Consider the following 12766-nt stretch of genomic DNA (forward strand, 5'->3'; position numbering starts at 1 on the left):
AATTGCGCGATCGGCGGCTCGACCAACGCGGTGCTGCATCTGATCGCCATCGCCAACCGGGTCGGTGTCGATCTCGGCCTCGATGACTGGGACCGCCTTGGCCGCGGCGTGCCAACCATTGTCGACCTGATGCCGTCGGGTCGGTTCCTGATGGAAGATTTCTACTATGCCGGGGGGCTAGCTGCGGTCATGGCGGCGCTTGATGAAGCGGGGCTTCTTCATCGCGACGCCATGACCGTCAGCGCCAAGACCATCGGTGAACTGATCGACGGCGCGCCCAACTACAACCGTGAGGTCATTCGGCCGCTGCGCGAGCCGCTGACCAAGGAGGGCGGCATCTCGATCCTGCGTGGCAACCTGGCTCCCAACGGCGCGGTCATCAAGCCGTCCGCGGCAACGCCCGAACTGATGCAGCATCGTGGCAAGGCCGTCGTCTTCGAGAACATCGAGCATTACCATGCCCGCATCGACGATCCGGAGCTGGATATCGACGCCTCCTCGGTGATGGTGCTGAAGAATTGCGGACCGCGCGGTTATCCCGGGATGGCAGAGGTCGGCAACATGCCGCTGCCGGCCAAGCTGCTCAGAGAAGGCGTCTCCGACATGGTGCGCATTTCGGACGCGCGTATGAGCGGCACCGCCTACGGCACCGTGGTTCTGCATGTGGCGCCGGAAGCCGCGGCCGGTGGCGCGCTTGCGCTGGTGCGCGACGGTGACCTCATCGAGCTCGATGTCGCCGGCCGCCGGCTGGAGCTCTTGGTATCGGATGAGGAGCTCGCAATCCGCCGGCGTGACTGGAAGCCGCCGGCGCCGCCGGAAGGGGGCTACCAGAGCCTCTATGTCGAGCGCGTCCTACAAGCAGACAAGGGCTGCGATTTCGACTTTCTCGTCGGCCGGCGCGATGCTGGCATTCCTCGGCATTCGCACTAGAGAGGCGCGCGATGACGGATGAAATCGGCTACGCGATCTATCCAAGCCTCAAGGGCCGCAGTGTCTTCATAACCGGAGGCGGCAGCGGCATCGGCGAAAGCCTGGTGCGCCATTTCTGCGCGCAAGGCAGCCGTGTCGCGTTTGTCGACATGGCCGAGGAGTCTTCACGGCGCCTGGTCGACGCGATCGCAGCCGAGGGACATCGTGCGCCGCTGTTCATTCCCTGCGACTTGCGCAACGTCGAAGAGTTGCAGGCAGCCACGGTGCAGGCGATGCGGCACAACGGCCCCATCCAGGCCCTGTGCAACAATGCCGGCAATGACGATCGCCACCAGAGCAAGGACGTGACGGTTGCCTATTGGGACGACCGCATGGCGGTCAATCTGCGCCACCAGTTCTTCGCCGCGCAGGCTGTGCGTGCACAGATGAGCACGCTGGGCGGCGGCTCGATCATCAATTTCGGCTCCATCACCTGGATGGTCGGCGATCCGGATTGCCCCGCCTATGTCACCGCCAAAGCCGCCGTTTATGGCATGACGCGGGCGCTGGCCCGCGAACTCGGCCCCGAGCGCATCCGCGTCAACTGCATGGTGCCGGGCTGGGTGATGACCGAGCGCCAGATGCGCCTGTGGCTGAACCCGGCCGGCGAACGCCAGATCGAGGAAAGGCAGTGCCTGCCCGATCGGCTGCAACCCTCCGATATCGCGCGCATGGCCCTGTTCCTCGCAGCCGACGACAGCCGCATGTGCACGAGCCAGCAGTTCATCGTCGATGCGGGCTGGGTGTGACCCGCACGGCCCTAGGGAAAGAAGGTTAGTTCATGCGTCTTGTTCAGTTCAAAATGGCCGATGGCAGCAGACGGGTTGGCCGTGTCTCCGACGACGGCAATCATCTGCATCCGCTCGACAAGACCAGCACCGTGCTGGAACTGGCCGAAGCGGCGATCGCCGAGGGCGCGTCCATCGCAGCGCTGGTCGAGAGGCGGACGGGCACCGCGACGGTCGACTATGAGGAGCTGTCGCGCGATGGCCGCGTGCTGGCCCCGGTCGACCATCCGGAGCCGGCGCGCTTCCTGGTCACCGGCACGGGACTGACCCATACCGGAAGTGCGGCCGCACGCGACAAGATGCATGTGCTGACCCATGGCGAGGATGCCGAGGAATCGGATTCGCTGAAGATCTTCCGCATGGGCCTGGACGGCGGCAAGCCCGCCGCCGGGCAGATCGGCATTCAGCCGGAATGGTTCTTCAAGGGCGTCGGCACCTGTGTCGTGCCGCCAGGTGCGCCGCTGCCGATGCCGGCCTTCGCACGCGCCGGGGCCGAAGAAGCCGAGATCGTCGGCCTCTATCTCAATGGGCCGGACGGCCGCCCCTACCGCATCGGCTATGCGCTCGGAAACGAATACTCCGACCATGTCACGGAAGCCGAGAACTATCTCTATCTCGCCCATTCCAAGCTGCGCTCCTGCTCGATCGGGCCGGAGCTGCTGATCGGCGACCTGCCCGACGAAGTGCGCGGCCATTCGCGCATCCTGCGCGACGGCACAATTATCTGGGAGCAGGAGTTTTTGTCGGGCGAGGCGCACATGTCGCACTCGATCGCCAATCTTGAACACTTCCATTTCCGCTACCCGATGCACCGCAGGGCGGGCGACTTGCATGCCTATTTCTTCGGCGCGGCGGTGATGAGCTACGCCTCTGGCGTCAAGACGGCTTCCGGCGACGAATATGAAATCCAGGCACAGACATTCGGCAAGCCACTGCGCAACCGGATGGTGTCGGTGCCGGACGAGGGACTGGTCGCGGTCACCCAGCTGTGACGGCGAAAGTCCGGAAACTGCGGTCCATCAGAACGACAATGGGAGATTGAAAAATGGGACTGAAAAAACTGTTTCTAAGACTAGCGACAATCGGGCTCGGCATCGGCCTGATGACATCGGCGGCGCTTGCCGCGAACCTGCGGGTTCTGGCCTGGGACGGCTATGCCGATCCCGATTGGGTCAAGGACTTCACGGCCGCGACCGGCATCGGCGTCGATGTCGTCTTCATCGGCAGCGATGATGAGATCTGGGCCAAGATCAAGGGCAGCGAAGGCCAGGATTTTGACGTCTTCGCCGTCAACACCGCCCAGTTGCAGCGTTACATCAAGGCCGACCTGGTGTCGCCAATCGACGTGACGAAGCTGCCGAACCAGAAGGAAGTGTTGCCACGCTTCCGTGATCTGTCTCAAGTCAGCGGCGACACCAAGAACGGCAAGGTCTACGGCATTCCGTTCTGCTTCGACTCCATCGGCCTGATCTACGACACCGACAAGGTCAAGCCGGCACCGACCTCGATGTCGGTTCTGTGGGACCCGGCCTACAAGGGCAAGGTGCTGGCCTACGACAATGGCGAGCACAATTTCTCGTTCACCGCGCTGACGCTCGGCTACAAGGATCCGTTCAATCTAAATGAGGAGCAGTTTGCGGCGGTCAAGGCCAAGCTGGTTGAGCTCAAGCGCAACGTGCTTAGCTTCTATACCACCGCCGACGAGGCGCAGCAGATCTACCAGAACAATGACGTGGCCCTGATCTGGGCCAATTACGGCCAGCAGCAGGTCAAGGCGCTGCAGAAGATCGGCGCCCATGTCGCCTACGTCAATCCTAGCGAGGGCGCGCTCGCCTGGCTCGACAACTGGGTCATTTCCAAGGGCGTCCGCGACAATGCGGCGGCCGAGAAATGGATCGATTTCATGCTGAGCAAGAAGGTCAGCGGCGCGCTTTCCGAGCGCACCGGCTTCGGCAACACCGTGGTCGAGTCGAGCAGCGCCGGCGGTAACGACAAGCTGGTCTGGCTCAACAATGTCGAGGATCCGCTCAAGCGGTCGGACATGTGGAACGAGGTCAAGGCGACGCCCTGATCTTGTCCGCCCCATGCCTTTGAAGGACCCGGCGGTCCGGAGGTTCCGGACCGCCGAAGTGTATGCGAGAGTATTTCATGAACCAGAACGCCGACCTGCTGACGCTGCGGTCCGTCTCGAAATCCTACGGCACGGTCCCCGTGCTGCACGACATCGACCTATCGATCCGCGACGGTGAGTTCCTCACCGTGCTCGGGCCTTCGGGCTCCGGCAAGACCACGGTGTTGCGGCTGATCGGCGGGCTGGAGCCGCTGACATCTGGCGAGATCCGTCTGGACGGCCAAGACATCAGCCGCATGCCGATCAACCAGCGACCGTTCAACACCGTATTTCAGGACTATGCGCTGTTTCCGCATTTGACCGTTTCCGGCAATGTCGGCTACGGGCTTTCGGTTCGCCATATCCAACGCAAGGAGATTGCGCGTCGGGTCGCGGAGGCGCTTGACCTGGTCCAGCTCGGGCGTTTCACCGACCGCTTTCCCGCACAGCTCTCCGGCGGCCAGCGCCAGCGCGTCGCGCTCGCCCGTGCACTGATCTGCCAGCCGCGCCTGATCCTGCTCGACGAGCCACTGGCCGCACTTGACCTCGAACTGCGCCGGCAGATGCAGGTCTTCCTGAAATCCATCCAGCGCGAAATCAAGACCACCTTCCTGTTCGTCACCCATGACCAAGAAGAAGCCATCGGCATGGCAGATCGGATCTGCGTCATGGAAGCAGGCCATATCCGCCAGCTCGGCACACCGCATGAGCTTTACTACAAGCCGAATTGCGAGTTCGTCGCGCGCTTCTTCGGCGAGAACAATCTGGTGGCCGGAAAACTTGGGGCCGTCCAGGGCGAACTGCGGTCGATCGAGACGGCGCTTGGCCGACTGGTTTGTTCGATCAGGAACCAGCCTTATTTGAAAGGAGCAGCGGATGGTGCCAGCGCCTACGCTGCCTTCCGTCCCGAGGCCTTGCATCTTGCGGACGTGAAGGACACCGACAACCGCTTTTCCGGCACGACCTCCGACATGGCCTTCGCCGGCTCATCCACGATCGTCACCATCGCGGCCGGCGCCGACGATGGTGCGCAACACTTGCGGCTGCGCGTGCCGAGTCGGGTCGACGGCAGCACCCTGAAACCCGGCGAGGTTGTATCGCTTTCGTTTGCGCCGCTTGAAGGCCATCTGGTGCTGGCATGAGCGAAGCCGGCTCGACACAGCCTGCCGAAAGGCGATGGTCACTGCTGGTGACAGTGCTGGCGTTTGCCTTGCCCGTGGTCTTCGTCCTGATGCCGCTGGCAATCTTCCTCGGCTACAGCTTCTTCAGCGTCGACCAGGGCACGATCGTCTACAGATCGGAAGAGCACACGTCTGAACNATCTTCCGAGGAGCGGCGCTTGTCGCAGCTTGTCACGGCGCTGGCATTCGTCTTGCCGGTTATCTTCGTCCTCGTGCCACTGGCGATCTTCCTGGTCTACAGTTTCTTCAGCGTCGACCAGGGTACGATCGTCCATGCACCGACCCTCGGCAACTATATCAGGTTCTTCACCGATCCGATCTTTCTGCCGGTGTTCTGGAACACCATCGTGCTGTGCGTATCGGTGGCCGTCATCTGTATCCTTCTCGCCTATCCAGCTGCCTATTTCCTGACGACGCTGAAGGGGCGCTGGCGCTATGCCTTGCTGATGCTGCTGCTGGTGCCGCTGCTGATGAGCTACGTCATCAAGATCTATGCGATCCGCAGCATCCTCGGCCTCAACGGTTTTCTCAATAAGGCGCTGGTGGCGCTCGGCATCCTGCAGGAACCGTCGACGCTTTTCGTGTTCAACATGAATGCCATCCTGCTGACGCTGACGTTGTTGCTCATTCCCTTCGCCATCCTGCCGATCTTCCTGTCGCTGGAACGAATTCCGCAGGTGCTGCTGCGCGCCTCCGACGACCTCGGGGCAAGCGGCTTGCAGACCTTCCTGCGCATCACTTTGCCGCTCAGCCTGCCCGGTGTCGCTTCGGCGGCGAGCTTCGTCTTCGTGCTGGCGATCGGCGATTTCCTGACGCCGCAGATGGTCGGCGGGATCAGCGGCTTCACCTTCGGCCGCATCCTCTACAGCCAGTTCGGCACGGCTTATAACTGGCCGTTCGGCGCCGCGCTGTCGGTGGCGCTGGCAGTCGTGGTGATCGCGGCAATCCTCGTCGGCGAACGCTTCGGGCGCCACCGGGGGATTGCGATATGAGCTCCCTGCCCCGACTGTCCACCATCTTTCTGGCTGCGATCACGACACTGGTTGCGGTATTGCTCTACAGCCCCCTGTTCGTGCCAATCGTGTCTTCATTCTTCACCATTGCGCACGGCAATGTCGACTGGTCGTCGCCAACCCTCTCGACCTATGTCGCGCTGGCCGAAAATCACGACATATTGGCCGCCTTGCGCACCACGCTGATCGTCGGTGTCTGCACTGTCATCCTGTCGGTGGTCAGCGGTACGCTGCTGGCGCTCTACTATCACGGCCGGCGTTCCGGGCGTTCGATCCTGCAGTTCATCATCTTCCTGCCGTTCCTGATGCCGCCGATTATCAGCGGTCTGGCGCTGCTGATTTTCTTCCGCGAAATCGGCCTCGAACGCTCGCTGCTGACGGTTGTCATCGGCCATACGGTCTTCGTGTTGGCGATCGTCTATCGCACGGTGCTGATGCGGCTGCAGTCGATGAGCCGCACGCTGGTCGAAGCGTCCTACGATCTCGGCGCCACGGGCTGGCAGACGTTCTGGCGCATCATCCTGCCGAACCTGTCGAGCGCCATGGTCGGCGGCGCCATCCTGGCCTTCGCGCTGTCGTTCGACGAGACGATGATCACCATCCTGGTCACCGGCACGCAGAGCACGCTGCCGGTGAGGCTTTGGGCGATGATGCGGCTTGGCTTCTCACCCGACATCAATGCGCTGGTGGCGCTGATCCTGATGTTCACCGTGCTGCTCTGCGTGCTTGCCGCCCGCTTTCTTATTCCGAGGCAGGTCGCGACGGAACAGACTTGACTTACAGGGCAATTGTCATCGGGAGAAAGCGGTCGAAAACCCGTCCCGGGTTGAGGATGTTTCTGGGGTCAAGTGCCGTCTTCAGCCGCCGCATCGTCGCGATCTCGGCATCGCTGCGGACCAGATGCAGCCACTTCTTCTTGTCGAGGCCGATACCATGTTCGGCCGAAACGCCACCGCCGGCCGCCGCGACGCCGCGATAGACGATGTCATACGCCGCCGCAGGATCGACCGTGCGTACCTGATAGTGCAGATTGCCGTCGCCGAGATGGCCGAAGACATAGATGTCGGCGCCGGGGTCGACGGCATGGATGGCAGCGTGCGCCTCTTGCAGAAAATTTCCCATCCGCGCCAACGGGATGCTGATGTCGACGCCGATCAGATCCTTGATCGAAAACAGGACGCGATTGGCGTCTTCGCGCACGTCCCAAAGGGCTCGGAATTCGCGCGACGACTGCGAGACGACGACATCGTCGATGACGCCGTCCTCGACCGCTTGCATCAGCACTTCGGCGAAGCGCTCGCCGTCGCGCTCTGGCTCGCTGCCCTGTATCTCGGCCAGCACATAAACAGGCGAGCCCGCGGGCAGCGGCGCCCGCATGGCCATGCTGGCGACCATGACGTCATAGAGCGGCGCGAAATTGACCTCATAGGCGGACAGCAGTGGGCCGAGCTTTTGCCGCAGCAGCCCAAGCAGCGCGATCGCCGCATCGAGCGAGGAGAGCGCGCAGAAGGCGTTCACCTCGGACGCGGGCTTCGGATGCAGCCTGAGCGCGGCGCGGGTGACAACACCGAGAGTTCCTTCCGTGCCGATGAAGAGCTGGCTGAGGTCGTAGCCGGAATTGTCCTTGGGCAGACCTTTCAGCGAAGTCAGCACGCCACCATCGGCAAGGACGGCTTCCAGCCCCAGAACCTGCGCCCGGTACATGCCATAGCGCAGCACGCGGATGCCGCCGGCATTGGTGGCGACATTGCCGCCGATCGTTGCGGAGCCCCGCGCACCGATATCGACGCCGAACATCAGCCCGGCGCTATCGGCTGCCTCCTGCAGCGCCTGCAGCGTCGCGCCCGCTTCGGCAACGATGCTGGCAGCCTGGCGATCCGGCACTGCGAGCCCGGTCATGCGCTCCAGCGAGAGCACGATTTCGCCTGGCTGGACACGCGCCGCGCCCGTTAGCCCCGTGCGTCCGCCCTGCACGACAACCGGCTGGCCGAGATCGTTGCATGCGGCGAGTGCCGTCGCGACACCCTCGGTGTCGCGCGGGCGCAGCACCGCTTCGGGAAGCGCGCCGAGCTTACCGTCGGGATCGTCGCGATAGCGCTGGTCCACATTCGCGCCGGCGAGCACGCCGCCCGCACCCAGCCGGTTGTCGAGAGCGGATAGAAGTCGTTGGATTTCAGGCGACATCAGCCAATCCTATTCTGGATCGCCTGCCGGTCAAACGCTTGTTCGTGCAAACGACATCGTCCGCGTGACCCCTGTGGGTATGCGGATGGGCCGGTCGCCCGGCATCGATCGCGATGAGATCGATGCCGGGCGACAAGTTCTTACTGAAGTTTCGCCCGCAGGGCGTTGACGTCGTCGGTGGTCATTTCGCCATCGGTGGTCACCTTGCCGTCGACGATCTTCCACAGCCGGAACGGGCCGGTGATGTCGCCAAATTTGTCAAAGGTGACCGGGCCGATGACACCCTCATAGCGGATCGGCTTGCCGTCCTTGATCAGGCCGAGCGCCTTGGCGAACCCTTCCTTGCCGGCAAAGATCGGCGTGCCTGCCGGATCGACCGCCTTGTACATCGCGTCCTTGATCTTGGCCGGATCCTCCGAACCGGCAATGGCGATTGCGAGGCCAACGATGGCGCCGGCATCGTAGGAGCGGTCGGCCGCCGGGTTGGACGGTTCGATGCCGGAAAATTCCTTGTAGTTCTTGGTGAAATACTCCGTCGAGGCGGTCGGGCTGGTGCCGGAGGATGTGCCGTAAGCTTCCTTCAGGTAATCGGCGCCGACGGACTCGATGAAGTCCGGGCTGTTCATGCCGTCATTGAGCAGGAATTTCTGCACCCCGCCTTGCGAAATCCAGGTCCGGGCGACCGTTGCGCCGTCGACCGGCGTGCTGACGAGATAGAGGCCGTCCGGCTCGCCGGCCATCGCCGCCGTGACTTCCGAGGCATAGCTCGACTGCTTCTCATTGTAAGGCGTGTCGGAGACGATGGTGCCGCCGAGCGCTTTGTAGGCGCGCGAGAATTCGGCCACCATGTTGACGCCGAAGTCGTTGTTGACATGGATGATCGACAATTTCTTGAAGCCCTTGTCGACGGCATATTTGGCCGCGGCGACGCCCTGCAGCGCATCCGAGGTGATGGTGCGGAAAAAGATACCATTGGTCTTGCCGTCGCGGCCGAGCGCGGTCAGCGTCGGCGAGGACGACGCCGGCGAGACCTGGACGATCTTGGCCGGCGCTGTGACCGACGTCAGGATCGGGATCGACACCGAGGAGATGATGCCGCCGATGATGACCGGCACCTTCTTGACCTGAACCAGCTGGGTGGCGGCGTCGACCGCGATGTTGCCCTGGCTCTGGCTGTCACGCGTGTCGGTCGCCAGGTCGCAGCCGCGCACGCCGCCGGCTTCATTGATGTCGCGGAAGGCCATCTCGACCGACTTGGCGCCGGCCTGACCGTATTCGCCGGCCGGGCCTGTCAACTCCATGACGAGGCCGACGGTGATCTTGCAATCGGCGGCCTGTGCCGCACCCGCCATCGTCACGAGAGCAAGTGCTGTGGTGAGTTGGAGTATCGTCTTTGTCATTGTTGTTCCCCTTTCGTTACTCAACTGTATTTGATCTCTGGAGCCTGTTCAGCGTTCCGGCACCTGCAGCCAGGTTTCATGCAGATGCCGCCATTCGACGCCGTTGGGCGCCGATGAACTGGTGGTGAAGACGGCGCTCGACTGGCGGCGGCTGCGCTTGCCGCCGCGCAGCTGGGCCTCGACGTAAAGGACGACGATGGTATCGGCGTCCTGCCAGCCGGGCCGGATGTCGTCGATCGAAATGGCAAAACCGTCGTCGCAAGAGGCGCGGCTTGTACGGACATGATCGACGACCGCGTCCCGATCCAGGACCTGGCCGTCCGGCGCCACCATGCTGAAGTCTTCGCCCATGGCGCGTTCGAAGCGGCCGAAGTCTGCCGTGTTGGCTCGCGCGGCAACGAACCAGTCGACGAAGAAGCGATGCAGGTCGATAACCTCGGCGCTGGCGCGTGAAAACAGGGAGCGCTCGCCGCTCATTTCTTCCCCGCATTGAGGTTGTAGTGCATGATCGAGCCGTGACGGCCGTGACGGTCGCGCTCCAGCGTGTAGACATCACCCTCAAGGCCAGTGCCTTGCGCGATGACGGCTGCAATCCGCGCCCGATCCTCGGCATCGAGCGCGATATCCATGATTTTGGCGTTGGCGAGCGCATGCGCCTGGTTACGAGCGCCGACGATGACAGCGGCGACTTGCGGCTGTTCGAGCACCCAGGCGCTGGCGATGGTGGCGATGTCGACGCCGCGGCGATCGCCAACGGCCTTCAGCGCCTGAAGCAGCTCCTGTAACAGGTCCCAGCCGCCGAAATCATCGATGATGAGTTTGTATTTGACCAGGGAACGGTTTTCGAGCGGCGTGGCGGGCTCGGCCACGCCAAGCCATTTGTCGCTGAGGAAACCACCAGCGACTGAGCCATAGCAGAGGAAGCTGACGCCGTTCTTCGAAGCGACTGCCGCCAGGCTCTTGCTCGGCCGCTGGTCGAGCACCGAGTATTGCAGTTGCTGGCTGACCAGCGGGATGCCGGCGGCGAGGATTTCGGCCAGCCGCGGCGTGTCGAAATTGGTGGTGCCGAGATTGCGCACCTTGCCTTCCAACCGGAGTTCATCGAGCCAGCCCATCGCATCGACATAGCGAGGTTGCGCATAGTCCCACCAGTGGAACTGCACGAGGTCGAGCCGCTCGGTCTTCAGCCGCCGCAGCGACTGGTCGACGATGCCCCTGATATAGTCGCGGCTTATGCTGGCCAGTCGTTCAAGGTCGGGCACCAGCTTGGTGTGCACCTTCATCCTGGCGGCAACATCGAGACCGCGCTCGCTGGCCAGCCGCAGGCGCGCGGCACCGATCAGCTCTTCGACGCCGGTGTAGATGTCAGCGCAATCATAGGTCCAGATGCCGGCGTCGAAGGTTGCGATCAGATCGGCCACCGCTTGGCTGCGGTCGACAGCGCCGTGGCCGCCGGCCAGCTGCCAGCCGCCACGAATGACGCGCGATATCATGTAGCCGGGGCCGAGTTCGAAGGTTTTGGTGGTCATGTCAGGTCATTCTCTTTCGGCAGCGGCACGGCCGTGGTTTCGGCATGGTTGAACCGCCGCTTGCCCATCCTGACGATCCGCAATCGGCTGGCGCAATTGGGATCGGGACAAGCGATCTCGGCGTCCGAGGTCATCCAGTCGTTCCTGTCCGTCGGGCGCTGCTTCGCCGCCAGCAGCGGCAGCACGGCGGCGAGCGAATAAATCGAGAAACCTTGCCCTGCCGGCATCGACAGCATCTCGCCCTTGAGCTCGAAATAGTCGCCAGCCTTGGCACCGCAGTAGATCGGTTTTCCCTCGGGGATGACCGCCTCGACGCGAAGATCGAACAGCTCGAAACTGTCGTCAGCCATTTCAGGCCTCCACCAGGCTGAAAGTGATGTCACAGGCGCCATTGCGGCGGATAACACCGCATGCGGCGGCGAACTGTTCGCGCTCCTTAGGCGGCACCTGCGCCACCACGCTGCCGGCCAGCCAGCCGATCGGAAACAGCAGCCGCGCCCCCTGCCCGTAATACAGGCCGATATCGAAGATCGCGTTGGGGTTGCCGCCCCACATGCGTGGCGGCACATAGGACAGCACGATATCGCCCGGCTGCGGGTTCAGCGTCGCGTTCTCGGCCGGCAACGGCCTGGCATAGGCCTGGCCCTCGAGATCGGCTGCGGGAACCGGACAGGAGATTTCCGGCCCCGTCCACATCGCATGGATGCCCGGAACGACGCGTGGCATGCCGAGATATTCCGATAGGAAGGCGGCGTTTTCCGGTGCCTTCTCGGGCAGCAACAGCGCCGTGACGGAAAGCTGCGAGCGCGGCTCGGTGATTCTGATGGCGGTCATGTCTGGTCTTTCGCGGCGGCAGCTTGCAGCTTGCTGCGCAGGAAGGTGAAGGGTCGACTGATGTCGGCGACCAGCGACTCGCGCGCCGCCTGCGCGTCCTGCGTGGACAGCGCCGTGACGATGCGGCGGTGATACTGGGCGGTGTCGACCTCGCCGGCCTCCGAGAAGGCGTAGATTGCGACACGGATGCAGGGGCCGGATTGCAGCCACAGGCTCTCGATCATCGGGATCAGCACGGCCGAGCCGCAGGAGCGGTAGATCTCGAAATGAAAGCTCTGGTTGAGCGTCACTTCGCGATCGACGTCCTTCTTGTGTTTCAATGCCCGCATCTCGTCCCATTCACCGAGAATGGTCTCGATGGTGGCGATCTGGCGCGGGCCCATGCGGGGCGCGGCCAGCGCGATCGCCTCGCCCTCGATCAGGATGCGGGCCCGCAGGAGATCATCGAGGCGTTCCAGTGTGATCGGCGGCACGCGCACCGAACGGTTGGGCAGCGCCTCCAGCGCCTTTTCCGTGATCAGCCGGCCGAGCGCCTCGCGCACCGGCATAGTCGAGGTGACCAAGGCGTCAGCCAAGCCACGGATGGTCAGCACCTGGCTCGGCTCGAACAGGCCGCCGATCAAGGCACGGCGCAGTTCGGAATAGACACGGTCCTGCACGGTTTCGCGGCCGACCGGCGCAAGCTGGGCCGCGATCGCCTCGTTGTTCTTTTCGATGGCAGCCTTCTGCATGGAATTCCGTTCTTGGCCGGTTTTCGG

13 protein-coding genes are annotated in these 12766 nt (G+C 63.3%); 6 read left to right on the top strand and 7 right to left on the bottom strand.

The genetic code is table 11. From position 1 onward, the window contains the following. From X744_RS142985 to X744_RS142955, 6 genes are all read left to right on the top strand, one after another. Positions 1-930 (top strand): dihydroxy-acid dehydratase (locus X744_RS142985; protein ID WP_023762406.1); only part of this gene is annotated, 930 nt, incomplete at its 5' end. Between the two features lie 11 nt (positions 931-941). Then, entirely contained in the window at positions 942-1718 is a 777-nt protein-coding gene (locus tag X744_RS142980) for an SDR family oxidoreductase (protein ID WP_023762407.1), read from the top strand. A 32-nt stretch (positions 1719-1750) separates the two neighbouring features. Then, positions 1751-2749 carry an AraD1 family protein gene (gene araD1 / locus X744_RS142975; RefSeq protein ID WP_031261177.1) on the top strand — a complete coding sequence of 333 codons (999 nt, stop codon included), beginning with the start codon at positions 1751-1753 and terminating at the stop codon, positions 2747-2749. A gap of 53 nt (positions 2750-2802) precedes the next feature. Continuing rightward, positions 2803-3828, top strand: coding sequence for an ABC transporter substrate-binding protein (locus tag X744_RS142970; protein ID WP_023762409.1), 1026 nt, complete (start codon positions 2803-2805; stop codon positions 3826-3828). A 77-nt stretch (positions 3829-3905) separates the two neighbouring features. Continuing rightward, positions 3906-5009 (top strand): ABC transporter ATP-binding protein, encoded by a 1104-nt coding sequence (locus X744_RS142965; RefSeq protein WP_023762410.1) that lies wholly within the window; start codon positions 3906-3908, stop codon positions 5007-5009. 1027 nt (positions 5010-6036) lie between these two features. Then, positions 6037-6837, top strand: a complete 801-nt coding sequence (locus X744_RS142955; RefSeq protein WP_023762412.1) for an ABC transporter permease — start codon at positions 6037-6039, stop codon at positions 6835-6837. A 1-nt stretch (position 6838) separates the two neighbouring features. Here X744_RS142955 and X744_RS142950 read toward each other — a convergent pair whose 3' ends face one another. The 7 genes from X744_RS142950 to X744_RS142920 all read right to left on the bottom strand — a co-directional run bounded on the left by X744_RS142950 (position 6839) and on the right by X744_RS142920 (position 12739). Continuing rightward, positions 6839-8245: an FAD-binding oxidoreductase gene (locus X744_RS142950; protein ID WP_023762413.1), complete on the bottom strand. Its 1407-nt coding sequence runs from the start codon at positions 8243-8245 to the stop codon at positions 6839-6841. 140 nt (positions 8246-8385) lie between these two features. Beyond that, entirely contained in the window at positions 8386-9645 is a 1260-nt protein-coding gene (locus X744_RS142945) for an ABC transporter substrate-binding protein (RefSeq protein ID WP_031261180.1), read from the bottom strand. 48 nt (positions 9646-9693) lie between these two features. Next, positions 9694-10122: a DUF4440 domain-containing protein gene (locus tag X744_RS142940; RefSeq protein WP_023762415.1), complete on the bottom strand. Its 429-nt coding sequence runs from the start codon at positions 10120-10122 to the stop codon at positions 9694-9696. Next, positions 10119-11174: an aldo/keto reductase gene (locus tag X744_RS142935; RefSeq protein WP_023762416.1), complete on the bottom strand. Its 1056-nt coding sequence runs from the start codon at positions 11172-11174 to the stop codon at positions 10119-10121. Before X744_RS142935 ends, X744_RS142940 begins: the two co-directional genes overlap by 4 nt. Further along, complete coding sequence (locus tag X744_RS142930) at positions 11171-11524, bottom strand: TIGR04076 family protein (protein WP_023762417.1); 354 nt, start codon at positions 11522-11524, stop codon at positions 11171-11173. The genes X744_RS142935 and X744_RS142930 overlap by 4 nt, the downstream gene beginning before the upstream one ends. A gap of 1 nt (position 11525) precedes the next feature. Beyond that, positions 11526-12008: a DUF3830 family protein gene (locus X744_RS142925; RefSeq protein ID WP_023762418.1), complete on the bottom strand. Its 483-nt coding sequence runs from the start codon at positions 12006-12008 to the stop codon at positions 11526-11528. After that, positions 12005-12739 carry a GntR family transcriptional regulator gene (locus tag X744_RS142920; protein ID WP_084025714.1) on the bottom strand — a complete coding sequence of 245 codons (735 nt, stop codon included), beginning with the start codon at positions 12737-12739 and terminating at the stop codon, positions 12005-12007. The genes X744_RS142925 and X744_RS142920 overlap by 4 nt, the downstream gene beginning before the upstream one ends. Positions 12740-12766 lie beyond the last annotated feature (27 nt).

This window comes from Mesorhizobium sp. LNHC252B00 (assembly GCF_000502955.1).
Lineage (GTDB): Bacteria > Pseudomonadota > Alphaproteobacteria > Rhizobiales > Rhizobiaceae > Mesorhizobium.